The organism is Curtobacterium phoenicis, from assembly GCF_047238015.1.
Lineage (GTDB): Bacteria > Actinomycetota > Actinomycetes > Actinomycetales > Microbacteriaceae > Curtobacterium.
This window is the reverse complement of sequence record NZ_JBDFLZ010000002.1, coordinates 2,831,505-2,858,070: the sequence shown is the minus strand read 5'-3', so window position 1 is coordinate 2,858,070 and position 26,566 is coordinate 2,831,505. Positions and strand designations below refer to the sequence as shown.

The window sequence follows — 26,566 nt, the reverse complement described above, 5'->3', positions numbered from 1 at the left end:
GACGTGTCCGCCCGCATCGTCGCCGCAGCCGTCGCCCTCGCGACGGTCCTCACCCTGACCGGGTGCCAGGGCGCGACGTCCGCGGCGCCGACACCGGTGCAGAGCAGCGACCTGACGAGCTCTGACGGCGGCTTCGACCAGAACGCGGTCGTCGGCGTCGTCCTGCTCCACAGCGCCTCCACGCCGGGGAAGACCTCGGGTGGTGTGCCGCTCGCGACGCGGTTCCGCGACGACCTGACCGCGGCCGGCTTCCGACCGGACGTCCGGGTCGCCGGCGCGGACGACGCCGCGAGCGACCAGCGGCGGGCACTGCGGGCGCTGGTGCAGCGCGGCGCGAAGGCGGTCCTCGTCCAGGCGGCGGACCCCGCGTCGCTCTCGGGCGCGTTGCAGGTCGCCCACGACGCCGGTGTCGTGGTCGTCGCCGTCGGGGACCCACTGCCGGCGTCGGGGACGGGCGGCGACGGCGTCTCCGCGGATTACCGTGTGCAGGGGAGCGACTCGGACGCTGCCACGGTCGCGAAGGCCACGGCGGTCGTCGAGTCGCTGCAGCGCGGCGAGAAACCGGATCTCGGCTGAACCGTCCGCGCAAGTGGGACGACCGGTCTCCGAGCCAGTCCCCAGCAGCCTCGCCCGTCGCCGCGGAACGACGCGGTCGACCGCTGAGCGGAAGGACAGCCGCCACCCCCGGACGGGTGACGTCCGTCGTCGGTGGAACCACCGACTGTCCGATGGTTCCACAAGCTCACTACAGTCGGCTCACCCCAGCTCCACGGTGAGAGGACCCGAAGTGCAACGACGCCCACCGACCCCCGGTCGGACCGAACCCCGCAGGACCCGCACCGCCCTCGTCGCCCTCGCGACGGCGGCGTGCACGATCGGCGCCGTCGCCGTGACGGCCGGCCCCGCCGACGCGGCCACGCGCCACGTCCTGCCCGACTCCACCCCGACCTGGGCGACGAGCGCGAACGACACCGGCACGGTCGCCGCGAGCACCGATGTCGAGGGCGAGGTCTACCTGCCGCTGCGCGACCAGCAGGGCGCCGAAGCCCTCGCCACCGCCGTGTCGACGCCCGGCACCTCGCGCTACCGGAAGCCGCTCAGCCCGTCCGCATGGATCGCGAAGTACGCGCCGACGAAGGCGTCGGCCGACGAGGTCACCGGGTACCTCCGGGCGCAGGGCCTCACCATCACGGCGGTGCCGGCGAGCCACGAGTTCGTCGTCTTCCGCGGACCGGCCTCCGTCGTCGGCTCGGTGCTCGGCACGAGCCTGCACACCTACCACCACGCCGGCAAGACGCTCGTCGCCCCGGCCTCGGCCCCGTCCCTGCCGTCCTCGATCGCGGGCCTCGTCAGCGGGGTCAGCGTCGACCAGGGCCGGCTGCTCACGCACCCGGAGCTCGTCCAGCAGGGCGAGACGCCGGCCACCTCGGCGCCCGCCCACAGCCTCCGTCAGCAGGCCACCGGCCCGACCGGCATCCAGGCGAAGTGCTCGCAGTACGACGGGCAGAACACCGCGACCGTGCCGGCAGCCTACGGGCAGACGCAGGTCCGCACCTTCGCCTGCGGCTACGTCCCGAAGCAGATCCGTTCGGCCTACGGCGTCGACGGCCTCGCCGCGAAGGGCGTCCAGGGCCAGGGCCAGACTGTCGCGATCATCGACGCGTACGCCTCGCCGACGATCGTGCAGGACACCAACAGCTACTCGAAGCAGAACGGCGAGCCCGTCCTGACGAGCGCCACCTTCGCGCAGAGGATCCCGTCGCCGTCGCAGTTCACCGACCAGGTGCTGTGCCAGCAGCCGAGCGGGTGGCAGGGCGAGGAGACGCTCGACGTCCAGTCCGTGCACGCCGTCGCCCCGGCCGCGAAGATCCTCTACGTCGGCGGCACGAACTGCGGCGGCGGGCTCGACGTCGCGATGTCGAAGGTCCTCGACCAGGGCCTCGCGCACCTCGTCAGCAACAGCTACGGCGACGTCGGCGAGAACGTGCCGCTGTCGAGCATCCGTGGCCAGGAGAACCTCCACATCCAGGCAGCGGGCGAGGGCATCGGCCTGTACTTCTCGAGCGGGGACAACGGCGACGAGTCCGCCGCCCTCGGCAGCGCGCAGCCGGACTTCCCGGCCTCCAGCCCGTGGGTGACCGCGGTCGGTGGGACGAGCCTCGGCATCGGCGCGAACGGCCGCAAGACCTTCGAGACCGGGTGGGGCGACGTCCTCGACCAGATCGTGTCGAGCGACCGGGGTGACGTGTACGCCGCTCCGCTGCCGGGCAACCTCGTCGGTGGTGGCGCGGGCGGTGGTCGGAGCACGCTCTTCGACCAGCCCGCGTACCAGAAGGGTGTCGTGCCGTCGTCGCTGGCCAACGGCAAGCGCGTCTCGCCGGACCTGGCAGCGCTCGCCGACCCGTACACCGGCTTCGCGATCGGCATCCGCCCGATCACGGACGACAGCACGCTCGCGACCGGTGACTTCGTCAACGAGACGTACGGCGGCACCTCGCTCGCGTCTCCGCTGACGGCAGCCCTGATGGCGATCGTCCAGCAGTCGACGCACGTGCGGCTCGGCTTCGCGAACCCGTCGCTCTACGCCACGTACCGTGCCACGCCGAAGGCGTTCCACGACGTGCAGCCGCCGAGGTCGCCGATCGCGCTCGCGTACACGAGCGCGACGAGCGGCAAGGACTACCTCGTGACGCTCGACCACGACACGTCGCTCACCACCGCGAAGGGGTACGACGACGTGACGGGGCTCGGATCGGTGTCCTTCAGCGGAATCACACGGGCGGCGCAGCGGTAGCGCGTCGCTGACGCGACCCAGGACGGACGGGAGGCCCGGTGCCAGCTGGCACCGGGCCTCCCGTCTGCTGCGCGCGCGGCGCGGGGCGACGTGTCAGCGCCACCAGGCCGGGAACGACAGCGTGATCGTCCGGACGAGCGCCTTCCGTGACCGCCGAGGGCCGGCGAGCCACGCTTCGATCGCGCCGACGAAGCCCTGGGCGACGAACCCGGCCGCGACGTCGTCGAGGAGATCGGGCCGACCCTCGACCGGGAGCTCCCGGATGTGCTGCGCGCTCGAGACCGTGAAGTGGTCGACGAGGAGGCGGTGGAGGGAGCCGTCCTCCGGGTCCGGCAGGGCCTTGCCGTAGATGTCCTTGTACGCGACGACGTGCTCCACGACGGCGTCGATGCCGCGGCGGGTGATGGCCTCGAGCTCGTCCGGATCGGCGCCGCGCTCGAACGCGGCGCGACGGGCGGCGGCGTCGTCGTCGCGGATGCGGTCGAGCTCGGGCGTGAGCACGTCGGCGAGCAGCGAGCCGGGGGAGACCGCGTGCGAGTAGAACGTCGCGCGGTTGATGCCTGCGGCGCGCGTGACGTCGGCGACGGTGATGCTCGACACGGGACGATCGGCGGCGAGGCGCAGGATCGCTTCGCGCAGGGCCGCGGTCGTGTGCAGGATCCGGGCGTCCACCATGACACCCACCCCCTTCTGTCCAGATCGCCCGGTCCGCCGGGCAGTCCGAACGTACCGCATGTCAGGGGACGCACAGGTGCGGTTAGGATGGTTCCGCGGACGAATCGATTCGAGTCGGGTCCGTGCTCCCGCCGCCACCCCTCCTCACCGTCGAAGGACCCTGCTCGTGACCGCGCCCGCCACCACCGGTTCGCTCCGCGTCGTCCTGCACCCGGGGGACTCGCTCTCCCGTGGGCAGCGCCTCGTCTACGTCTTCGTCCTGGGCGCCCTCACCGCGCTCGGGCCGTTCACCATCGACCTGTACCTGCCGGCGTTCCCCGCGCTGAAGGAGCAGTTCAGCGTCACCGACGGCGCCGTGCAGTTGACGCTCACCGCGACGACGCTCGGCTTCGCGATGGGGCAGTTGCTCGTCGGGCCGTGGAGCGACAAGGTCGGTCGTCGGCTCCCGCTCATCGTCGCCACGAGCGTGCACGTCCTCGCCTCCGTCGGGGCGGCGACCGCACCCGACATCGAGCTCCTCGGGCTGTTCCGCGTGCTGCAGGGCATGGGGGCCGCAGCCGGCGGTGTGGTCGCCATGGCGACCGTGCGTGACCTGTTCGGCGGCAAGCCCCTCGTGCGCATGCTGTCCCGCCTGGCGATGGTGAACGGTCTCGCGCCGATCCTCGCTCCGCTCATCGGTTCGCAGATGCTCCGCTTCACGAGCTGGCGCGGCATCTTCGTCTTCCTCGCGTGCTACGGCCTCGCCGTGGTGATCGCCTCGCTCCTGCTCATCGTCGAGACCCTGCCGCCGGCTCGTCGGCACGAGGCCGGGCACTCGAGCGTCGGCCAGCGCTACCGTGCGCTCTTCACCGACCGGATCTTCGTCGGCGTGGCCCTCATCGGCGCGATGGTCTTCAGCGGCCTGTTCTCCTACCTCAGCGCGTCGCCGTTCCTCTTCCAGCAGGTGTACGACCTCAACGCGCAGCAGTACGGCCTGCTCTTCGCGGTGAACTCGATCGGCGTCGTGCTCGGCGTGCAGATCTCGTCCCGCATCGCGCAGCGCGTCGGCCCGCAGTGGATCCTGGCGTGCTCGACCGCGACGCTGTTCCTCGCCGCCGTGGCGATCATCGTGCTCGACCTGCTCGGCGCCGGGCTCGTCGGGGTGCTCGTGCCGCTGTGGTTCTTCATCGCCGCCTGCGGGTTCTCGTTCCCGCTCGTGCAGGTGATCGGCCTCGCAGCCCACGGCAAGGAGGCGGGCACCGCAGCGTCACTCCTCGGTGCCCTGAACTTCGGCGTGGCCGGGCTCATCTCGCCCATCGTCGGGTGGCTCGGCATCACCACCGCGGCGCCGATGGCGGCCGTGATGGCGTGCACGTCCGCCGTCGCGATCACGCTGCTCTGGGTGGTCGTCCGGCCCCGGACGGTGCCGGCGCTCTCGCACTGACGCGGCGCTGCGCGCGCCGCCCCGGTCGCGGCTGCGCTGGCCGTCGCTGTCGAACGACGTGACCGTCGTCGGACGACGTCGACCGTGTCGTCCGACAGCGGCGCGCGAGGGCACCGGACCGACTCGTGCTCGCGTTCGTATGCTGAGCGCATGAGCGACGCGGTGGAGCAGGCACGGGCGGCGGCAGCGGCTGCGAAGGCCGCGGCGGACGAGGCGCGGCGGCTCGCCGACGAGGCGGCGGCACGGGCCGAGGAGCTCGCGGCAGCGTTGGCGGCGTCGGGGACCGGCCCCGTGCCTCCCGGCAGTGCACCGGCGTCCACGGACGCGACCGGGCCGCTCGGACCGGACGCGGTGTCGGCGGTCCGTGACGGCTACCGGGTGGCCGGCAGCTCCCTCGAACTCGGCGCCCTCGTGAACGGCCAGGCGCTGCCCGACGTGCAGGTCCGGATCCCGCTCGGCATGCTCAACCGGCACGGCCTCGTGGCGGGCGCGACGGGCACGGGCAAGACCCGCACGCTGCAGCTGCTCGCCGAGCAGATCGCCGCGAACGGCGTCCCCGTGTTCGCCGCAGACGTCAAGGGCGACCTGTCCGGCCTCGCAGTGCCGGGCACGAGCAGCGAGAAGCTCCTCGCCCGCACCGTCGGCATCGGGCAGGACTGGCAGGCGGTCGCGAGCGAGGCCGAGTTCTACAGCCTCGGCGGGCAGGGCACCGGCGTCCCGATCCGCGCGACGGTGTCCGGCTTCGGACCGTTGCTGCTGTCGAAGGTGCTCGGGCTCAACGAGACGCAGGAGTCCTCGCTCGGACTCGTCTTCCACTACGCCGAACAGGCCGGGCTGCCGCTCGTCGACCTCTCGGACCTCCGGAGCGTGCTGACGTTCCTCGTCAGCGACGCCGGCAAGGAGGAGCTGGCCGAGCTCGGCGGGCTGTCGAAGCAGACCGCCGGCGTGATCCTCCGCGAGCTCATCACCTTCGCCGACCAGGGTGCCGACCAGTTCTTCGGCGAGCCCGAGATCGACACGCAGGTGTTCCTCCGGGCCGCCGCGGACGGCCGAGGCGTGGTCAGCCTGCTCGAGGTGCCGGGTGTGCAGGACCAGCCGCAGGTGTTCTCGACGTTCCTCATGTGGCTCCTCGCGGACCTCTTCAACGAGCTGCCCGAGGTCGGCGACCAGGACAAGCCGAAGCTCGTGTTCTTCTTCGACGAGGCGCACCTGCTGTTCGACGGGGCCTCGAAGGACTTCACCGACCAGATCGTGCGCACCGTCCGGCTCATCCGCTCGAAGGGCGTCGGCATCTTCTTCGTGACGCAGACCCCGAAGGACGTGCCGAACGACGTGCTCGCGCAGCTCGGGTCGCGGATCCAGCACCAACTGCGCGCGCACACCCCGGACGACGCGAAGGCCCTCCGGGCGACGGTGTCGACGTACCCGTCGAGCGACTACGACCTCGGCGAGGTCCTCACGTCGCTCGCCACCGGCGAGGCGATCGTCACCGTCATGAACGAGAAGGGGGCGCCGACCCCGGTGGCCTGGACCCGGCTCCGTGCCCCGCAGGGATCGATGGACCCGATGCCGGCAGCCGACCTGGAGGCGCGGGTGCAGTCGTCGCCGCTCCTCGCCACCTACGGCACCCGCGTCGACCCTGATTCGGCACACGAGATGCTCGCCCGCCGCATGGAGGCGGCCGCCGCGGACGCGGCCGCCGCCGACGCGGCGAAGGCCGCCGCGGCAGCCGCCGCCGAGGCCGAGAAGGAGGCCGCGCGGGCGCAGGCCACAGCGGCGAAGGAGGCGGCCGCGAAGGCGAAGCAGGAGGAGCGTGACCGTGCGGCGGCGCAGAAGGAGTACGAGAAGGCGCAGCGGGAGTTCGAGCGGGCCGAGCGTGCTGCCGCGTCGCGGCGGTCGGGTCGGTCGAGCACCCGGACGACGACGTCCCGGAAGGCGGGTGACCCCCTGTCGGAGCTGCTCGGGTCCGGGCTCGGTCGGACCATCGCCAAGGAGGTCGTGCAGGGCATCTTCTCGACGCTGCGCCGGCGCCGCTGAGCGTCGGGCGGGCGGGCGGCTCGTTGAGCGGGCTGCCGGGCGGGCGGCTCGTTGAGCGGGCTGCCGTCGGGTCAGGCGGTGAGGAGGCCGGCGGTCTCGACGACGAGGAGGCCGCCGACGACGAGCGCCGCGAGCAGCCCCACGACGATGAACGCCCGGGAGCGCTCGTACCACGCGCGGCTCGAGGGCCAGCGCCGAGCGAACTCACGCGAGGACAGGGGCTTCGGCTCCTCCGTCACGGTCACGCCGAGTTCGTCGACGACGCGGTCGAGCCCGGCGTCGCCCCAGACGTCGCCCCGCAGCCGGAAGAGGTGCGAGCCGTCCGCGGCGAACGCCACGAGCTCGCGGACCGACCGATCGACGGATGCGCCGTACGTCTCGACGAGCAGGATCCGGTCGACCGCGTCACGGGGGATCCGGCGGCTCGCGGAGAGCACACCGCGGACGTCGACCGTGGTGGCGTCGACGCCGACGTAGGCCGTGCCGAGCCGGACGACCGCCGCACCCACGACGACGGCGAGGAGCACGACGATCGCGGCCATGAGCGCCCACAGTCGGAACGGGAAGGACACCCAGACGAGGGCGACGGCGAGGGGGACGGCGGAGAAGGCGATGCTCAGGGCGGTCGACCGGACGAGCGCGCTCCGGGGACGGACGACGAGGTCGTAGGTCCGGACACGCGGTCGTACCGCCGCCTGCGCAGTCATGTCCCCCACGTCGGATCCTCCTGAGATGCGGGCACAGCGGCTCACGCTGCCGAGCGACGCCCCTGCCGCTCGTGTCCCGTGGCGTCCCGTCCCGGGGACACCGTCCGGCCAGCATAGGCGACCGACGGGTATCGGGGACAGCCCGTTCCACCCCGCGGCGGCGTGTCCTGGCCACCGCACGCGGATCGGGGTGCGGAGCGGTCCACAAGGTGGGGGACCGGGCGGCGCACTCGGGCCGGGACGACGAAAGCGCGAGGCCTGATCGGTCTCGCGCTTTCGAAGGTGATGGCGGAGGATAGGGGATTCGAACCCCTGAGGGCTTGCACCCAACACGCTTTCCAAGCGTGCGCCATAGGCCACTAGGCGAATCCTCCAGGCGCCACCTCGCGGTGACGACACCCCATGGTACAGGTCCGCGGGGGTGTGGATGACCATGCGCATCCACAGATGGGAATCCGCCCGGATGTCGGGACATGACCGACGGCTACCCTGGATCCGTGTCGACCCGCATCTACATCACGTCCGCAGAGGGGCACACGGGCAAGAGCACCGTCGCCCTCGGAGTCCTCAAGACGCTCGCCCGCACGGTCGGCCGGGTGGGCGTGTTCCGGCCCGTGGCGCGGTCCGTGCACGAGCCCGACTACGTGCTCGAACTCCTGCTCCAGCACACTGCGGTCGGCATCTCCTACGACGACGCGGTCGGGGTCACCTACGACGACGTGCACGCCGACCCGGACGCCGCGGTCGCGACGATCCTCCGGCGGTTCGCCCAGGTCGAGCAGCAGTGCGACGCGGTCGTGGTCCTCGGGTCGGACTACACGGACGTGGGCAGCCCCACCGAGCTGTCGTTCAACGCCAAGGTCGCGACGAACCTCGGTGCTCCCGTGCTGCTCGTGCTCGGCGGACGCGACTCCGCCGACCGAGGCGCCCGCACGCCCGAGGCCATGGCCCAGGTGGCGGACGTCACGACGAGCGAACTCCGGGCGGCACACGCGCAGCTCCTCGGCGTCGTCGTCAACCGAGCGGACCCCGACCGCCTCGCCGACATCGTGACGAGCGTCGGCGCCGCCGTGCACGACGACCACGCCGGGGTCCCGGTCTGGGCGATCCCGGAGGACCCGGTGCTCGTGGCGCCGACGGTCCGTGCCCTGCTCGAGGCGACCGACGCCACGCTGGTCCGCGGCGACGAGGCGCTGCTCGACCGTGAAGCCCTCGGCACCGTCGTCGCCGGGATGAGCATGGAGAACGTCCTGCCACGGCTCATCGAGGGTGGCATCGTCGTCGTCCCGGGGGACCGCAGCGACGTCCTCATCGCCATGCTGCTCGCGAACCAGTCCGAGACGTTCCCGAGCCTCGCCGGGGTCATCCTGAACGGTGGGTTCGAGACGGCGCCGCAGATCTCGCGGCTGCTCGAGGGCCTGTCGAGCTCCCTGCCGATCGCGCAGAACACGCTCGGCACGTACGACACGGCGCTCCGCATCACCCAGACCCGGGGCCGGCTCGCCGCCGACTCACCGCGCAAGGCCGACCTCGCACTGGCGCTGTTCGAGCAGCACGTCGACGCCGACGAGCTCCGCGACCGCCTGCAGGTCACGCCGTCCGGGGTCGTCACGCCGCTCATGTTCGAGCACGGCCTCCTCGACCGCGCGCGCGGGTACGGCAAGCACATCGTCCTGCCCGAGGGCGACGACGACCGCATCCTGCGGGCAGCGTCGACGCTCCTCGCGCGCCAGGTCTGCCGGATCACGATCCTCGGCGAACCGGCGGCCATCCGGGCCCGCGCGACCGAGCTCGGCCTCGACCTCGAGCAGGCGCAGCTCCTCAGCCCGTTCGACCCCGAGCTCCGGGAGCGCTTCGCCGAGGAGTACGCCCGACTCCGGGCGCACAAGGGCATGTCCGTCGAGCTCGCCCGCGACACCGTCACCGACGTCTCGTACTTCGGCACGCTCATGGTGCAACTCGGCCTCGCCGACGGCATGGTCTCCGGGGCGAAGCACACCACGGCGCACACGATCCGGCCGTCCTTCGAGATCATCAAGACCCGCCCGGAGACCTCGATCGTGTCGAGCGTGTTCCTCATGGCCCTCGCCGACCGGGTGCTCGTCTACGGGGACTGCGCGGTGATCCCGGACCCGACGAGCGAGCAGCTCGCCGACATCGCGATCTCCTCGGCCGAGACCGCGACGCAGTTCGGCATCGACCCCCGGGTCGCGATGCTCAGCTACTCGACGGGCGACAGCGGCTCCGGAGCCGACGTGGACAAGGTGCGGGCGGGTACGGCGTTCGTCCGCGAGCGCCGCCCGGACCTCCTCGTCGAGGGCCCGATCCAGTACGACGCGGCCGCCGACCCGACGGTCGCGAGCACGAAGATGCCCCACTCCCCGGTGGCGGGCAAGGCGACGGTGTTCATCTTCCCCGACCTCAACACCGGCAACAACACGTACAAGGCCGTGCAACGGTCGGCCGGCGCGGTCGCGATCGGCCCGGTGCTCCAGGGCCTCCGCAAGCCGATCAACGACCTCTCCCGCGGTGCGCTCGTCAGCGACATCGTCAACACCGTCGCTATCACGGCCATCCAGGCCGGCACCGCGACGGAACCCGCTTGATCCGGCGCCGCACCCGGCCAGCCACCCAGCGGCGTGAGCCGACCCACCATCCGCGCACCGCGCCTCCAGTCCGAACGGAAAGGCACCCACCCGTGACCGCAGCCCTCGTCGTGAACTCCGGATCGAGTTCGTTCAAGTACCAGCTCATCGAGCTCGACGACGAGCGGACCCTCGCGTCCGGCCTCGTCGAGCGCATCGGCGAGTCCGCCGGGGCCTGGAAGCACACGAACGCGATCACGGGGGAGTCCTCCTCGAACGACGCCGCGAGCGTGCCGGACCACGCCGCTGGGTTCCAGGCGATGCTCGACGCCTTCGGGAAGGTCGGACCGTCGTTCGACGAACACCCGCCCGCAGTCGTCGGCCACCGCGTCGTGCACGGCGGCACCACCTTCGACGCCGCCACCGTTGTGACGGCCGACGTCGAGCAGCAGATCGAGGACCTGTCGTCCCTCGCACCGCTGCACAACCCGGCGAACCTCGAGGGCATCCGCGCGGCGAAGCAGGTGTTCGCGGACGTGCCGCACGTCGCCGTGTTCGACACCGCGTTCCACCAGACGATGCCGCCGCACGCCTACACGTACGCGATCCCGTCGGACCTCGCGGAGCGGTACGGGATCCGTCGGTACGGCATGCACGGTACGAGCCACAAGTACGTGTCCGAGCAGGCGGCCGTGTTCCTCGACCGCCCGCTGTCCGAGCTGAAGACGATCGTGCTGCACCTCGGCAACGGGGCCAGCGCGGCGGCGATCGACGGCGGTCGGTCGATCGAGACCTCGATGGGCCTCACCCCGCTCGAGGGCCTCGTGATGGGCACCCGCTCCGGCGACCTCGACCCCGCGGTCCTCGTGCACCTCCACCGTGAGGCCGGGCTCGACTTCGACGAGCTCGACGACATCCTCAACAAGCGTTCCGGTCTGCTCGGGCTCACGGGCAACGGGGACATGCGCGACGTGCAGGACGCGGCGTCCAAGGGCGACGAGGTCGCCGAGGCGGCGCTCGCCGTGTACCGGCACCGCATCCGCCGGTACGTGGGCGCGTACACGGCGCAGCTCGGCGGGCTCGACGCGGTCGTCTTCACCGCGGGGGTTGGGGAGAACAACGCCCTGCTGCGTCGGCGCGTGCTCGCCGGGCTGGAGCACCTCGGCATCGAGATCGACCCGGACCGCAACGAGCTGGCCTCCCGGGAGGCCCGCCGCATCTCCACGGACGCCTCACGTGTCGCGGTGCTCGTCATCCCGACGAACGAGGAGCTCGAGATCGCCCGGCAGTCGGCTGCGGTCGCACTGTAGCGGCGCGGCGGCGCGACCGCGCCGCCGCGCACGTCAGCTGAGCGCGGCGAGCGCTGCCGGGATCGGGGTGTTGCCGCTCGTCACCTCGAACTGCACCCCCACCGCGAGGTCGTCGACGAGCGCGTGCAGGGCCAGTGCGGCGACGTCAGCCCGGGGGATCGAGCCGCGGGGGACCGTCCGACCGACGTCCACCGTGCCCTGCGGCGGGGTGTCGAGCAGCGCACCGGGGCGGATGATCGTCCACCGGAGGTTCCGGGCACGGATGTTCGCATCGGCCTCGGACTTCGCCCGCAGGTAGACCTGGAACACGTCGGCGTCGCTCTGCGCCGGGACGACGGCCCGCTCCGGGTCGTAGCTGTCCGCCGCCATCGCGGAGATCATCACGTAACGCTGGATGCCGAGGCGTTCCGCGGCGTCGGCGAGCAGGAGCGCTGCGTCCCGGTCGACGCTGAGCTTCCGTTCGGCTCCGCTGTTCGGGCCGGCACCCGCAGCGAACACCACCGCGTCGACCCCTCGGAGCCGCAGCGCGAGCTCGTCGTCGTCGAGCTGCTCGAGGTCGGCCACGAGCGCGGTGGCGCCCTGCTGCTCGACGTCCGGGACGTGGGCGGGGTTCCGGACGATCGAGACGGCGTCGTGTCCGGCATCGGTGAGCTGACGGGCGAGGAGGAGGGCGATCTGCCCGTGGCCTCCGGCGATGGCGATCTTCATGTGTCCGATACTGCCCGTCGCGTCCGGTAGACTTCCGGAGGCTCCCCACGTGACGCCATCCAGGCCAACTCCCCCAGGGCGGAAACGCAGCAAGGGTAACCGGGCTCTGGCGGGTGCGTGGGGAGTCTTTTCGTGCGCCGACGGGGTAACCGGGGCTGCGCTTCCTCAGTGCGCGGTGCGTGGGGAGTCTTTTCGTGCGCCGACGGGGTGACCGGGGCTGCGCTTCCTCAGTGCGCGGTGCGTGGGGAGTCTTTTCGTGCGCCGACGGGGTGACCGGGGCTGCGCTTCCTCAGTGCGCGGTGCGTGGGGAGTCTTTTCGTGCGCCGACGGGGTGACCGGGGCTGCGCTTCCTCAGTGCGCGGTGCGTGGGGAGTCTTTTCGTGCGCCGACGGGGTGACCGGGGCTGCGCTTCCTCAGTGCGCGGTGCGTGGGGAGTCTTCCCGTGCGCCGACCGTTTCGAGCGCCGATCGTTTCGCGCGCCCGGCGCGGTCCGGTGACGGTTTCGTCACGGCCCGCGGACAGATTCCTGATCGTGTGTGAAGATCGGTCCCAGGAACCCCCAACCAGGGTTCCGACCCTCCACCGCCTCACCAGCGGGGGAGTTCCGAGGATCAGGTGGCGGGTGCGCCCGCCAGGAACGGGACACGCATGCGCGAGCACGTGTCGTCGCGGCGTACCGTCGTGGCGGGCATCGGGGAACGACGGATCGAGGATGCCGGGAGGCGTGCTCGACGACGATCACCGCGCGACCGGCGCCAACTGCTGCGCGGTGCTGTCGTCGCCACGGTGACGGCGCTGGTCGCCGCCGCCGTGGCGATCCACCCGGCGACGGCAGCGCAGTCCGACGTCGCCGAGGCCGAGGGGGTCCTGCTCGGGGGTTCGGGCATCGTCGACGTCGACTCGATCGCACGGCTCGGCGGGGCGTACTCCGCCCGGGCCGCGACGAGCGGGGGCGGCACCACGAGCCAGCCGCTCGACCTCACCGCCGTGAACGCGCTCGGGGTTCGACTCGGGAACAACCTCGACCTGCTCGGGTCGAACGGCATCCTGACGCTCGGCGTGGACGGGCAGTACGCCCGCAGTTCGGCGACCGGAGCGACCGCCTCGGCCGGGCTCCTGACCGACGACGGTGCGATCGGGGTGGGATCGGGGACCGGCACGAACGCGGCGACGCTCGACCTGCGTCCGCTGCTGTCCCGCGTGGGTGCGGACACGTCGGTCCTCTCGACCGGACGGCTGCAGGTCGGCGCGCTCGCCTCGACGATCACCGCGACGCGCGGGGCGACCGTGACGACGTCGAGCGACTACCGGATCGCCAGCGCACGGCTCGACCTCACAAGCCCCGCGGTCGCCGGGCTGAGCACGTCGCTCCGGAGCGACCTCCGGTCGTTCTCGACCACGGTGAACACGACCGTCGGCGCCAACGGGGCGCTCTCCGGCGTCACGACCGGTCTCACGGCCGAACTCCAACGCCTCCTCCGGACCACCGCGCTCGGCGCGCTCGTGAACGTCGACGGCACCACGGTCAAGGCGTCGGTGAACCTCAACCTCGACGACACCCTCACGCAGGTGCTCGCCCAGCCCCTGACCGACGGCGCGGTGACGATCACCCCGTCGACCGGCGCGATCACCGTCGACCTCGACAAGCTCACGGCGCTCAACGGCCAGCCGGCGAACACACCGGTGCTGACGGACGCGGCGGTGGCGTCGATCAACCAGAGCATCGCCACGATCCTCGGGACCCAGCTGCCGACGGCGCTGCGGACGGCCGTGGTGAACACGATCAACTCGACCGCCGTGCGCATCGACGTCGCGGCGAACGTCCGCACCGCGGTCGGGGCCCTCGACCCGATCACCATCCGGGTGGACTCGACCCTCGGGCAGCTCGCCGGCACCGCCCCCGGCACGCCGACGACGACCATGACGGGCGGCCCGCTCGCGCTGTCGCTCCTGGGCACGCTCCTCACCCCGGCGATCACCTCGCTCGTGATCCCGGCAGCGCAGACGCTCGTCCGACCGCTCGTGACCGGCACCGCACTCGACGACCTCGGGACCGCGCTGCGGGCCACGACGACCGCGGTCGCGCGGACGCTCGCACCGGTCGTGCTGCTCCTCCGCCAGGTCGTCGACCTCACGGTGAACGCGCAGGACACGAGCACCGGCTTCCGCGACGGCCGCGGCTACGACACCGGCGCTCGGAGCGTGCACGCCCTCCGGCTGTCGGTCCTGCCCGGCGCGAACGTGGCGACCGTCGACCTCGCGACCTCGACCGTCCGGGCCGCGGCCTTCGCGACGCCGACGATCACCGCGCCGACCGCGGGGCAGCAGTTCAGCGTGCCCACCGCGGCCGCGACGCGCAGCATCACGGTGAGCGGTGCGGGCGAACCCGGCGCGACGATCCGCGTCGACCTCGGCGGCGGCCGCACCGGTACCGCGACCGTCGCGGCGAACGGCACGTGGACGACGACGGTCGCGAACGTGCCGACCGGCGAGTACACGGCCACCGCGACGCAGACCGTCGGAGGCACGGCCGCGGGCACCGCCTCGCAGCGCTTCACCGTCGTCGCACAGCAGCCGCTCGTGGTCACGACGCCCACCGCCGGCCAGGCGTTCACCATCGCGGGGGCCTCGACCACGGTGACGGTCACCGGTACGGCGACGCCCGGTGCGCGCATCGACGTCGACCTCGGTGGCGGGCGCACGGGGTCGGCGACCGTCGCGGCCGATGGGTCCTGGAGCGTCCCGGTCGCGGACCTGCCGACCGGCAGCTGGACCGCCAGCGTGACCCAGACCGTCGGGGACTCGACGTCCGCACCCGTCACCCGGTCCTTCCGCGTCGTGCAGGCAGCTGACCTGACGATCGCGTCGCCGAGCGCTGGGCAGGACCTCCCGCTCGCCGGCACCACCCGCGAGGTCGTCCTGTCCGGGACGGCGCAGCCTGGGGCCACGGTCGACGTCGACCTCGGCGGCGGCCGCACGGCGACGACGACGGCTGCGGCGGACGGATCGTGGTCGGCGACCGTGCCGGACGTGCCGGCCGGCTCGTACGACGCAGCCGTGACCCAGACCGTCGGCGGGTCGACGAGCGAGCCGGTGCGTCGCGCGTTCACCGTCACGGCCGCCGAGCGGTTGACGATCACCGCACCCGCGGACGGCAGCACGATCCGTGTGGCCGACCCGACCTCGACCACACCCGTGACGGTCCGCGGCACCGCTGCTCCGGGAGCCCGGGTGTCGGTCTCGATCGGCGGAGCGTTCGCGGCGACGACGACCGCGGGCGACGACGGCCGGTGGAGCGCCACCTTCGCCGGCGTCCCCGTGGGGGAGCGCACCGCCACCGCGACGCAGACGGTCGCCGGCACGACGTCGGACCCCGTGTCGAGCGACTTCGCCGTCGCGACGGGTGCACCCCTCGTGCTGACCGCGCCCGCGGACGGTGCCGTGCTGACGGTGCTCACCGCCGACGACACGACCGACCTCCGCGTCACCGGCACGGCGCAGCCCGGCGCCACCGTGGACGTCTCCCTCGGCTCGGGGCTCACGGCCAGCACGACCGCCGACGACGAGGGCGACTGGACGCTCAGCGTGGCCGGGGTGCCGGTCGGGATCCGCACGCTCAATGCCACGCAGACGGTCGGCGACACCACCTCGCCGGTGGTCACGAGGACCCTCACCGTCCGGGCCGCCGCGGCACTGACCGTCACGACGCCGACGCAGGACAGCAGCACGACCGTCGCCACCGCCGACTCAACGATCGACGTCAGGGTCTCCGGTACGGCCGAGCCCGACGCCGACGTGGACGTCCGGCTCGACGGCGGCGCGGTGGTGACGACGACCACGGGCAACGACGGCACCTGGTCGGTGACCCTGCCCGACGTCGACGTCGACGACCACACCGTGCGGGTCACGCAGACCGTCGGCGGCGCCACGTCCGAGCCCGTCGACCGGGACTTCTCGATCGTCGCCGGCGCCCCGGTCGCCATCGACACACCGGTCGCCGACGCCGAGATCGCGGCCGGCCCCGGTGGCTCGGCTCCGGTCGTCGCCACCGGCACCGCCGAACCCGGTGCCACCGTCACGGTCCGCTTCGACGACGGTGACCCGATCGAGGTCACGGCGGGCCCGGACGGACGCTGGACCGCACCGGCGACCGGCAGCGTCCGGCTCGACACCGACGACCACATCGTCACCGCGGTCGCGACCGTCAACGGCACGCAGGGCGACACCGTCTCCCGTGCCTTCTCGGTCGTGCCCGGGACGGCCATCACGATCGAGACCCCGCCCGTCGGCACGCGCATCGTCGTCGTCGACGAGGACGCCCGCGCGACGGTCCCGATCACCGGCACGGCCGAACCCGGCGCCGCGGTGTCGGTCTCCGTGGACGGCGGAACTGCCCTCACGACGACGGCCGACCCGACCAGCGGCGCGTGGACCGTCACCGCGACCGGCATCGCGCCGACCGGCACGCACACCGTCAACGCGACGCAGACCGTCGGCAGCGTGAGCACGAGCGCGATCCCGACCACGTTCCAGGTCGTCACGGCCGCGCCCGTCCGGATCACCGCACCGACGACCGACCCGATCCGCGTCGCGGGCGAGGACGTCACGCGCGACGTGCGCGTCACGGGCACGGCGCAGCCCGGCGCGACGGTCACCCTGTCGGTGCCCGAGCAGGACGACCGCACCACGACCGCCGCTGGCGACGGGTCCTGGTCGGTGACCCTGCCGGACCTCGGCGTCGGTGCGTACACCGTGTCGGTCACCCAGGAGGTCGCGGGCGCGACGTCCACGCCGGCGGAGCGGACGGTGACGCTCGAGGCCGCCGACCCCGTGGAGATCACGTCGCCGGGCGCCGGGATCCTGTACGTGCCGGACGCCGGGGACACCCGTCCGGTGACGGTCGTCGGCACCGCCGACCCCGGTGCCCCGGTGCGGGTGACCCTCGCCGACGACGAGCTGACCACCACCGCGGACGACGACGGCGACTGGACGGTCGTCTTCACCGCCGTGCCGGAGGGCGACCACCCGCTCGTCGCGACCCAGACCGTGGGCGGCACCACTGCCTCCAGTCCGGAGCAGACCGTGGAGGTGCGCGCAGCCGCGGCGCTCGCGATCACCGAGCCCGAGGACGACGCGACCATCACCGTCGCGGACGCCACCGGGACCGTCGACGTGACGGTGACGGGGACGGCGCAGCTGGACACGGACGTGACCGTCCGGCTCTCCACGGGAGCGTCGCAGACGGTGACGAGCACTGCGGACGGTGACTGGACGCACACGTTCACGGACGTGCCGGTCGGGGACCACCGTGTCACGGCGACGCAGTCGGTCGACGGGCGGCAGTCCGCGCCGGTGACCGTCGACGTGACGGTCGCCGCCGGTGCGCCGCTCGTCGTCCGGACCCCGGCCGGGGCCACGACCGTCACGGTCGCGGACGAGGACGCGACGACCGACGTCGACTTCGCCGGCACCGGCGCTCCCGGTGCGGAGGTGACCGTCGACCTCGGTGGCGGCCGCACCGCCACGGCCCCCGTGCGCCAGGACGGTACATGGGACGCCACCGTCGAGGACGTCCCGGTGGGATCGTCGACGGCGTCGGTGACGCAGTCGATCGGCGGCACCACGAGCGCCGCCGTCGAGCGGTCCGTCTCGGTCGTGGCCGCGGCGGTGCTCACGATCCGGCAGCCCTCGGACCCCGTCACGGTCGCCGGACCGGACGCCACCACGACCGTCACCGTCGCGGGCGACGCCCAGCCGGGCGCCACCGTCGAACTCACCGTCGACGACCGCGACCCGGTGCGGACGACGGCGGGCGCGGACGGGTCGTGGAGCATCGACGTCCCGGACCTGGGCGTCGCGACGCACACGGTCAGCGCGACGCAGACGGTCGGCGGCTCCACCTCGACCACACCGCTCGAGCGCGACGTCGTCGTCGTGGCCGGTGACCCGGTGACGGTGACGGAGCCGACGGCGGGGCAGGAGTACACCGTCGCCGGACCGGACGCCACCACCACGGTCGACGTCGCCGGGACGGCCGAGCCCGGCGCCACCGTCGTGGTCGACCTCGGCGGCGGCCGCAGCGAGTCCACCACGGCCGACGAGGACGGCGACTGGTCGGTCTCGGTGCCGGACGTGCCGGCGGGCGACCCGACCACGGTCCGGGTCACGCAGCGGATCGGCGACACCGTCTCCGAGCCGGTCGAGGTCCGGGTGAGCGTCGCCGTCGCGGACCCGATCACGATCGCCACACCGGGCGACGGGACCGTGGTCCGGGTCGCGCAGCTGGACTCGCAGGTCGCGGTCACGGCGGCCGGCGCGGCCGACGCGGGCGCCACCGTCCGTGTGACCATCGACGGCGGGGACCCGGTCACGACGACCGCGACGGGCGGCACCTGGAGCGTCGACCTCGGGACGGTCGGCACCGGCGAGCACACCGTGCGCGCCACCCAGACGATCGGGGCGTCCACCTCGCCCGCGGTCACGAGCACGTTCACCGTCACCGCCGGTCGCGCGCTCACGCTGACCAGCCCGGCAGCCGACGCCACGATCACGGTGCCGAACGGGACGACGTCCACCGACGTCCCCGTGTCCGGCACGGGCGACCCCGGTGCGACCGTCCGCCTCGTCGCCGACGACGGCGCGCCCGTCGAGGTCCTCGTGGACGGCGACGGCCGCTGGTCGACGACCCTCCCGGGCGTGGAGCCGGGCGACCACACGATCGAGGTGCGGCAGGTCGTCGGCGGCACGGTGTCGACGCCGATCGACCGCGCGTACACCGTCGAGGTCGCACCGGCCGAGGCCATCGTCGTGACCGCCCCCGCCGAGGGCACGGTCTACCGCGTGGTCGGCGGGTCCACCACGGTCACCGTGAGCGGCACCGCGGCCCCGCGAGCGGCGGTCAACGTCCGTGTCGACGGCGGCGACCCCGTCACCACGACCGCGGACGAGGACGGCGACTGGTCGGTCGTCGTGCCGTCGGTCGGCACCGGGGTGCACACGGTCGCGGCGTCGCAGCGCATCGGCTCGGAGTCGTCGTCCGCACCGGCGGTCGGCTTCACCGTGGATGCCGCGAGCGGCGTCGACGTCCGGACCCCCGTCGACGGCCAGGTGTTCACGGTCCCGAGCGGGACCGCGGACGTACCGGTGTCCGGCACCGCAGAACCCGGTGCGCGCGTCAGCGTGGACATCGACGGGCGCACGCAGACCACCCTCGCCGGCGGTGACGGGTCCTGGACCGTCACGGTGCCGGGCGTGCCCGCGGGTGACCACACCGTCGCGGTCACCGAGACCGTCGGCGGCGTCACCTCGCGGCCGGTCACGGTCGGCGTCACCGTGGTGGTCGCGCAGCCCACGGGCATCACGATCACCAGCCCGACGCCCGGTCAGCTCATCCCTGCCACGGGCACGGGCGACACCGGTTCGTTCACCGTCCGCGGGACCGCGACGCCCCGCGCACTCGTCGTCGTCACCCTGTCCGACGGGCAGTCGAGGACGACGACCGCGGACGCCACGGGGACCTGGAGCGTGACCTTCGACCGCCTGCCGGAGGGCGAGTGGACGATCCGCGCGACCGAGAGCGTGAACGGGGTCGCCACCGCCGCCGAGCCGGTCGCGGTCGTGGTCGCCGCGGTGGACCCGCTCGCGATCACGGCCCCGACGCCCGGGGCGCACCAGCAGGCGAACGCGGCCGGGTACACCGACTGGCGCGTGACCGGGACGGCGGACCCCGGCTCGACCGTCACCCTGTCGGTCGACGGCGGGGCGCCGGTCACGGTCACCGCGGGGGCGGACGGCTCCTGGAGCGTCGTGCTCCGGCTGCTCGTCGGTCCGCACACGATCAGCGTCACGCAGACGGTCGCGGGAGCGACGTCCGCGGCGCAGTCCGTGCGCGTCGTCGTGGACGCGGCGCCGTCCGTACCGGGTGAGCCGGGTGAGCCGGGTACGCCGGGTACGCCGGGCACGCCGGGCACGCCGGGCACGCCGGGCACGCCGGGCACCCCGGGCACCCCGGGTGCTCCGGGTGCTCCGGGCACCCCGGGTGCTCCGGGCACCCCGGGTGCTCCGGGCACTCCGGGGGCGCCCGGCAACGGCAGCGGTGTCGGGACGGGCGGCGGTCTCGCCTTCACCGGGGTCGACGTGGCACCCCTCGCGAGCGCGGCAGCCGGACTCGTGGTGCTCGGGTTCCTGCTCCTCGGTCTGTCGCGACTCGCCCGCGGGGTGCGTCGCCGCAGGGGCTGACGCCGATCGCGACGCGACCAGGAGACGGACTGGAGGCACGGTGCACGCCCGCACCGTGCCTCCCGTCCGTCGGTCGGCCGGGTCCTGTGGAGACGGCTGGTGGTGTCGGCGGTGCCGACTACCCTTGGTCGCGTGGTCACCGCCCTGTATCGCCGTTACCGGCCCGAGAACTTCGCCGAGCTGATCGGGCAGTCCCAGGTCACCGATCCGCTGCGCACCGCGCTGCGGACGAACCGGGTCAACCACGCCTACCTCTTCAGCGGCCCCCGCGGCTGTGGCAAGACGACGTCGGCGCGGATCCTCGCGCGCTGCCTGAACTGCGCCGAGGGGCCGACCGACACGCCGTGCGGCGTGTGCCCGAGCTGCGTCGAGCTCGCCCGCGGCGGCGGCGGGTCGCTCGACGTCATCGAGATCGACGCGGCGAGCCACAACGGCGTCGACGACGCGCGCGACCTCCGCGACCGTGCGGTGTTCGCCCCCGCCCGCGACCGCTACAAGATCTTCATCCTCGACGAGGCCCACATGGTCACGCCGCAGGGCTTCAACGCCCTGCTCAAGCTGGTCGAGGAACCGCCGGAGCACGTGAAGTTCATCTTCGCGACGACCGAGCCCGAGAAGGTCATCGGCACCATCCGCTCCCGGACCCACCACTACCCGTTCCGACTCGTGCCGCCCGCCGCGATGCTCGAGTACGTCGAGCAGCTCTGCCAGCAGGAGTCCGTGTCGGTGGCTCCCGGCGTGCTGCCGCTCGTCGTGCGTGCCGGCGGGGGATCGGTCCGCGACACCCTGTCGCTGCTCGACCAGCTCATCGCGGGCAGCGAGGACGGTGCGATCGCCTACGAACGCGCTGTCGCACTGCTCGGCTACACCGACGCCGCGCTCCTCGACGACGTCGTGGACGCGCTCGCTGTGGCCGACCCGGCGTCCGCGTTCGCCGCGGTCGACCGCGTGGTGCAGACCGGGCAGGACCCGCGGCGCTTCGTGGAGGACCTGCTCGAGCGTCTCCGTGACCTCATCGTCGTCGCCGCCACGAACGAGAGCGCGGCCGCCGTGCTCCGCGGGGTGTCGCCGGAAGAGCTCGACACGATGACCCGGCAGGCCGGCGTGTTCGGCGCCACCGGACTCTCCCGGGCGGCCGACATCGCGAACCGGGCGCTCTCCGAGATGACCGGCGCGACCTCGCCCCGTCTGCACCTCGAGCTGATGACGGCGCGCATCCTCGTGCCGGAGAGCGACGACACCCAGCGCGGTGCACTCGCCCGGGTCGAGCGGCTCGAGCGACGGATCGGTGTCGGTGACGCCGGTGGGCACCAGGCCGAGCCCGTGCGGGCTGCCGGCGGTGCAGAGTCGAGCCGAGGCCAGGCCCCCGCTGCTCCGACGCCGACCCAGGCATCGACGACGTCCCCCGCGCGCCAGGCCGCGCCCGACGCCCCGGTCGCCACCGCCCCGGCGCTCACCGCCCCGGCCGCCGTCGCTCCGGGTGCTCCCGTATCGACCGCTTCCGCGCCTGCCTCCGGTGGTCCGGCGCAGCCCGGGCGCTCCGCCGGTGCGCCCGCGTCGTCCGTCGCCGCTCCGGGGCAGGAGTCATCGCCCGCGCCGGGCACCGCAGCCCGTGACGCCGCCGCTTCCTGGGCAGCAGCGGTGCCGAGCGCACCGAGCCCGTCGCAGGCCCCGGGTCCGTCGTCCGCAGCCGCGCCGCAGTCCGAACGGCCCTCGGAGCCCGTGAGCTCCTCGTCCACCGGGCAGGGGACGGCCGTCGGCGACGAACCCGCGGTGCAGCCGGTCGGTGTCGTCGGCTTCCAGCAGATGCGTGACGCATGGCCGCAGGTCGTCGAGCACGTGCAGCGTGCCAAGCGTTCGGCGTGGTCCGTCGTCGTGACCGCCCAGGTGACGGCGCTGCGGGACGACGTGCTGACCCTGACGTTCCCGAGCCAGCAGGACGTCGCGTCCTTCAAGGAGATGTCCGACCCGTCGGCCAGCGTGAGCGAGCTGCTCCGAGCCGCGATCGTGGACGTGCTCGGCATCCGCGTGAAGTTCGTCGCGCGGGGGCCGGCCGCGGCCGGAGCCCCGCAGCGTCCGGCGCCCGAGCAGCAGGGGCCGGCCTCGGAACCGCAGCGGCAGCAACGTCCTGCGCCCGAGCAGCAGCGTCCGGCCTCGGAACTCCAGGAGCCGCGGGAGCCGCAGCGGCAGCAGGAACGACAGCCGCAGCAGCAGGAACGGCAGCCGCAGCAGCAGGAACGGCAGCCGCAGCAGCAGGAACGGCAGCCGCAGCAGCAGGAGCGCCGGCCAGGACCGACGCAGCAGCCGGCCGAACCGAGTGCACCCGTCACCCAGTGGGCGGTCGCCGCGATCCCGACGACGGACCCGACCTCCGGCGTCGTCCCCGAGTCGGTCCAGCCGACGTGGGGCGCCCCGTTCGGCCAGACCGACCCGAACGAGCCGGTGGCGCCGGCAGAACCGCAGCGCCCAGCAGACCCCGCGGCTGACGCAGCGCTCGCCGCGCAGCTCCGCCCCGCGTCGTCCTTCTCGGCACCGGCGCCCCGTGCCGCTCCGTCGTCTGCCACCGGTGTCGAGCCGGCCACGACGGACGAGGCCGCACCGACCGCCGAGGCTGCACCGGCCGATGACGCTGCACCGACCGCTGGGCGCGCTCCGAGCGCCGCCGCGCCGAGCCCGACCGCGACGCCGTCGACCGACGTGCCGGTGGACGACTACCCGCTCGACGACGAACCGTACGACGACGGCGCGCCCTTCCCGGATCCGGGGTACGGCGCCCCGATCGGTGGACCTGGACAGCGCGCCACCGTCCCGACGCAGCAGCAGCGAGCGCCGGACCAGGCCGTGCCGCAGCAGGCCGCACGCACCGCTCCGCCCCCCGCCCCGCAGGTCCGCCGCACCGCCGTCGCCGGCCGCTACGGCGAGGCCGTCGTCCGCGAGATCCTCGGTGCGCAGTTCATCGAGGAGACCGCCCTCCACGAGGACGGTGCCTGATGTACGACGGCATCGTCCAGGACCTCATCGACGAGTTCGGCCGCCTGCCCGGCATCGGTCCGAAGTCGGCGCAGCGCATCGCGTTCCACATCCTCCAGACCGAGTCGTTCGACCCGACGCGGCTGTCCGAGCTCCTCGCCGAGGTCAAGGAGAAGGTCCGGTTCTGCGAGGTCTGCGGCAACGTCACCGAGAACGTGCAGTGCAGCATCTGCCGTGACCCGAGACGGTCCCCGAGCGTCATCTGCGTCGTCGAGGAAGCGAAGGACGTCGCGGCCATCGAACGGACGCGGGAGTTCCGCGGGCTGTACCACGTGCTCGGCGGCGCCATCAGCCCGATCGACGGCGTCGGGCCGGACGACCTCCGGATCCAGCAGCTGATGACCCGCCTGGCGGACGGCACCGTCGACGAGGTCATCATCGCCACCGACCCGAACCTCGAGGGAGAGGCGACGGCGACGTACCTCAGCCGCCTCCTCGTGCCGATGGGCATCCGGACCACCCGTCTGGCGTCCGGGCTCCCGGTCGGCGGCGACCTCGAGTACGCCGACGAGGTCACCCTCGGCCGCGCGTTCGAAGGCCGGCGCCTCGTCGGCGGCTGACCCCCGCGCAGGATCGTTGCGTCGAGGCCCGCCCCGACGCAACATCCACGAAACACCCTCTACGATTGTCGGAACCGCGCGCTCCGCGCGTCCGCCCCGTCCCCAGGAGTACCAACCCGTGGCCTTGATCGTGCAGAAGTTCGGTGGATCGTCCGTCGCGGACGCCGAGAGCATCAAGCGCGTGGCGAAGCGGATCGTCCAGACGAAGAAGGCTGGCAACGACGTCGTCGTGGCCGTGTCCGCGATGGGCGACACCACCGACGAACTCGTCGACCTCGCCCACTCGGTGACACCCATCCCCGCCGGACGCGAACTCGACATGCTCCTCACGGCGGGGGAGCGCATCTCGATGGCGCTGCTCGCGATGGCGATCAAGAGCCTCGGAGTCGAGGCGTCGTCGTACACGGGCAGCCAGGCGGGCATGCTCACCGACGCGCAGCACGGCAAGGCCCGCATCGTCGACGTCACGCCGAAGCGCGTGCGTGAGGCACTCGACGCCGGGCACGTCGCGATCGTCGCCGGGTTCCAGGGCTTCAACCGCACGACGGGCGAGATCACCACGCTCGGCCGGGGCGGCTCGGACACCACGGCCGTCGCGCTCGCAGCAGCCCTCGACGCGGACGTCTGCGAGATCTACACGGACGTCGACGGCATCTTCACCGCCGACCCCCGCGTCGTGCCGCGGGCCCGGAAGGTCGACCGCATCACGAGCGAGGAGATGCTCGAGCTCGCGGCGTCCGGCGCGAAGGTCCTCTACATCCGTGCCGTCGAGTACGCCCGTCGGCACGGCGTCACCCTGCACGTCCGCTCCTCGTTCTCCAACGCCGAGGGCACCATCGTCTACAACCCTGCAGAGGGGGAAACCGTGGAAGAACCGATCATCACCGGCATCGCCGGAGACCTCTCCGAGGGCAAGATCACCGTCGTCGGCGTGCCCGACACCCCCGGCAAGGCCGCCGAGATCTTCACGATCGTGGCCCGCGCCGGCGCGAACATCGACATGATCGTGCAGAACGTGTCCGAGGCGGTCACGGGCCGGACGGACATCTCGTTCACCCTCCCGAAGGACCAGGGGCAGGGCGTCCTGACCGCCCTCGAGGTGGCGAAGGCCGACATCGGCTACGAGAGCATCCAGTACGACGACCAGATCGGCAAGCTCGCCCTCGTCGGCGCCGGGATGCGCACGAACGCCGGCGTCTCGGCCCAGCTGTTCCGGGCGCTGCACGAGGCCTCGATCAACATCGAGATGATCTCGACGTCGGAGATCCGGATCTCGGTCGTCACCCGCGCCGACACCCTCAACGACGCCGTCCGGGTCGTGCACGAGGCGTTCGGCCTCGACGGTGAGACCGAAGCCGTCGTCTACGCCGGCACCGGCCGCTGAGCCCGCAGAGCCACCAGGAGCACCACATGAGCAACCCCACCGTCGCCGTCGTCGGCGCCACCGGGCAGGTCGGCGCGGTCATGCGTCGCCTGCTCGAGGAGCGCGCGTTCCCCGCCGACCGCGTCCGCTTCTTCGCGAGCGCCCGCTCCGCCGGCACCACGCTCCCGTTCCGCGGCGAGCAGATCGTCGTCGAGGACTCCGAGACCGCGGACCCGTCGGGCATCGACATCGCGCTCTTCTCGGCCGGCGCCACGGCATCCCGCGCCCTCGCGCCGAAGTTCGCCGCCGCCGGTGCCGTCGTCGTGGACAACTCCAGCGCCTGGCGCATGGACCCTGACGTCCCGCTCGTCGTCAGCGAGGTCAACCCGCACGCGATCGACGACGCCCCGAAGGGCATCATCGCGAACCCGAACTGCACGACGATGGCGATCATGCCCGTCCTGAAGGTCCTCGATGCCGAGGCCGGCCTCCGTCGCCTCGTCGCGACGACCTACCAGGCCGTCTCGGGCTCGGGCCTCGCCGGGGTCGAGGAACTGCTCGGCCAGGCGCGCGCCGCGCTCGAGCAGGACACCGCGCAGCTCACGCACGACGGCGCCGCCGTCACCTTCCCCGACCCGGTCAAGTACGTCCGCCCGATCGCGTTCGACGTCGTCCCGCTCGCAGGCAGCATCGTCGAGGACGGTCTCGGCGAGACCGACGAGGAGAAGAAGCTCCGCAACGAGAGCCGCAAGATCCTCGAGCTGCCCGACCTCCTCGTCGCCGGTACCTGCGTCCGCGTCCCTGTGTTCACCGGCCACTCCATCTCGGTGAACGCCGAGTTCGACCGGCCGCTGTCGCCCGAGCGCGCGACCGAGATCCTCGCGAGCGCACCCGGCGTCGAGCTGTCGGACGTCCCGACGCCGCTGCAGGCCGCCGGTCAGGACCCCTCGTTCGTCGGCCGCATCCGCGCCGACCAGTCCGCGCCGGAGGGGCACGGCCTGGCGTTGTTCGTCAGCAACGACAACCTCCGCAAGGGCGCCGCGCTCAACGCGGTGCAGATCGCCGAGGCGATCGTCGCCCGTCGCGCCGTCGCCGCCTAGGGACGGCCGATCCGGACGGACCACGGCCGGACGGGA

General features: G+C 73.1%; 14 protein-coding genes, 1 tRNA gene and 1 other RNA gene. 12 read left to right on the top strand and 4 right to left on the bottom strand.

Annotated elements, in window-relative coordinates; translation table 11 throughout:
- Positions 1 to 3 precede the first annotated feature (3 nt).
- Together ABC270_RS13545 and ABC270_RS13540 are read left to right on the top strand one after the other, a co-directional pair.
- Positions 4 to 576 carry a substrate-binding domain-containing protein gene (locus ABC270_RS13545; RefSeq protein WP_412881271.1) on the top strand — a complete coding sequence of 191 codons (573 nt, stop codon included), beginning with the start codon at positions 4 to 6 and terminating at the stop codon, positions 574 to 576.
- 211 nt (positions 577 to 787) lie between these two features.
- Entirely contained in the window at positions 788 to 2,794 is a 2,007-nt protein-coding gene (locus tag ABC270_RS13540; protein ID WP_412881270.1) for a S53 family peptidase, read from the top strand.
- Positions 2,795 to 2,887: 93 nt separating this feature from the next.
- On the opposite strand, the gene ABC270_RS13535 is transcribed toward ABC270_RS13540, so the two are convergent.
- Positions 2,888 to 3,469, bottom strand: a complete 582-nt coding sequence (locus ABC270_RS13535; protein ID WP_412881269.1) for a TetR/AcrR family transcriptional regulator — start codon at positions 3,467 to 3,469, stop codon at positions 2,888 to 2,890.
- Positions 3,470 to 3,635: 166 nt separating this feature from the next.
- Between ABC270_RS13535 and ABC270_RS13530 the strand changes: the two genes are divergently transcribed.
- Positions 3,636 to 4,892, top strand: a complete 1,257-nt coding sequence (locus ABC270_RS13530) for a multidrug effflux MFS transporter (RefSeq protein ID WP_412881268.1) — start codon at positions 3,636 to 3,638, stop codon at positions 4,890 to 4,892.
- A gap of 150 nt (positions 4,893 to 5,042) precedes the next feature.
- Positions 5,043 to 6,929 (top strand): helicase HerA-like domain-containing protein, encoded by a 1,887-nt coding sequence (locus ABC270_RS13525; RefSeq protein WP_412881267.1) that lies wholly within the window; start codon positions 5,043 to 5,045, stop codon positions 6,927 to 6,929.
- A 71-nt stretch (positions 6,930 to 7,000) separates the two neighbouring features.
- Here the strand turns inward: ABC270_RS13525 and ABC270_RS13520 are convergent, their stop codons facing one another.
- Positions 7,001 to 7,645, bottom strand: coding sequence for a hypothetical protein (locus tag ABC270_RS13520; protein WP_412881266.1), 645 nt, complete (start codon positions 7,643 to 7,645; stop codon positions 7,001 to 7,003).
- Between the two features lie 277 nt (positions 7,646 to 7,922).
- Positions 7,923 to 8,010 (bottom strand) — tRNA-Ser (locus tag ABC270_RS13515).
- 123 nt (positions 8,011 to 8,133) lie between these two features.
- Here ABC270_RS13515 and pta point away from each other — a divergent pair.
- Both pta and ABC270_RS13505 read left to right on the top strand, forming a co-directional pair.
- Positions 8,134 to 10,242: a phosphate acetyltransferase gene (gene pta, locus ABC270_RS13510; RefSeq protein ID WP_412881265.1), complete on the top strand. Its 2,109-nt coding sequence runs from the start codon at positions 8,134 to 8,136 to the stop codon at positions 10,240 to 10,242.
- A gap of 92 nt (positions 10,243 to 10,334) precedes the next feature.
- Entirely contained in the window at positions 10,335 to 11,531 is a 1,197-nt protein-coding gene (locus ABC270_RS13505) for an acetate/propionate family kinase (protein ID WP_412881264.1), read from the top strand.
- A 33-nt stretch (positions 11,532 to 11,564) separates the two neighbouring features.
- On the opposite strand, the gene ABC270_RS13500 is transcribed toward ABC270_RS13505, so the two are convergent.
- Positions 11,565 to 12,239, bottom strand: a complete 675-nt coding sequence (locus ABC270_RS13500) for an NAD(P)H-binding protein (protein WP_412881263.1) — start codon at positions 12,237 to 12,239, stop codon at positions 11,565 to 11,567.
- 36 nt (positions 12,240 to 12,275) lie between these two features.
- On the opposite strand from ABC270_RS13500, the gene ffs reads away from it, so the two are divergent.
- The 6 genes from ffs (at position 12,276) to ABC270_RS13470 (ending at position 26,530) form a co-directional block, all read left to right on the top strand.
- Positions 12,276 to 12,372: signal recognition particle sRNA small type (ffs, locus tag ABC270_RS13495), an RNA gene on the top strand.
- 515 nt (positions 12,373 to 12,887) lie between these two features.
- Entirely contained in the window at positions 12,888 to 20,477 is a 7,590-nt protein-coding gene (locus ABC270_RS13490; RefSeq protein ID WP_412881262.1) for a choice-of-anchor G family protein, read from the top strand.
- A 132-nt stretch (positions 20,478 to 20,609) separates the two neighbouring features.
- On the top strand, positions 20,610 to 23,468 hold the full coding sequence (locus tag ABC270_RS13485) for a DNA polymerase III subunit gamma and tau (protein WP_412881261.1): 2,859 nt from the start codon (positions 20,610 to 20,612) through the stop codon (positions 23,466 to 23,468).
- A complete protein-coding gene (gene recR / locus ABC270_RS13480) occupies positions 23,468 to 24,067 on the top strand; it encodes a recombination mediator RecR (protein WP_058725994.1) in 600 nt (199 codons plus the stop codon). The genes ABC270_RS13485 and recR overlap by 1 nt, the downstream gene beginning before the upstream one ends.
- Positions 24,068 to 24,185: 118 nt before the next feature.
- Positions 24,186 to 25,451, top strand: coding sequence for an aspartate kinase (locus tag ABC270_RS13475; protein WP_412881260.1), 1,266 nt, complete (start codon positions 24,186 to 24,188; stop codon positions 25,449 to 25,451).
- Positions 25,452 to 25,477: 26 nt separating this feature from the next.
- Complete coding sequence (locus ABC270_RS13470) at positions 25,478 to 26,530, top strand: aspartate-semialdehyde dehydrogenase (protein WP_412881259.1); 1,053 nt, start codon at positions 25,478 to 25,480, stop codon at positions 26,528 to 26,530.
- Positions 26,531 to 26,566: the final 36 nt, after the last annotated feature.

What these genes read in the sequence shown, in the direction of transcription:
- ABC270_RS13535 (WP_412881269.1), bottom strand. Translation starts at nt 3,469, where the DNA reads ATGGTGGACGCCCGGATCCTGCACACGACCGCGGCCCTGCGCGAAGCG.
- ABC270_RS13525 (WP_412881267.1), top strand. Translation starts at nt 5,043, where the DNA reads ATGAGCGACGCGGTGGAGCAGGCACGGGCGGCGGCAGCGGCTGCGAAG.
- ABC270_RS13500 (WP_412881263.1), bottom strand. Translation starts at nt 12,239, where the DNA reads ATGAAGATCGCCATCGCCGGAGGCCACGGGCAGATCGCCCTCCTCCTC.
- ABC270_RS13490 (WP_412881262.1), top strand. Translation starts at nt 12,888, where the DNA reads ATGCGCGAGCACGTGTCGTCGCGGCGTACCGTCGTGGCGGGCATCGGG.
- recR (WP_058725994.1), top strand. Translation starts at nt 23,468, where the DNA reads ATGTACGACGGCATCGTCCAGGACCTCATCGACGAGTTCGGCCGCCTG.
- ABC270_RS13470 (WP_412881259.1), top strand. Translation starts at nt 25,478, where the DNA reads ATGAGCAACCCCACCGTCGCCGTCGTCGGCGCCACCGGGCAGGTCGGC.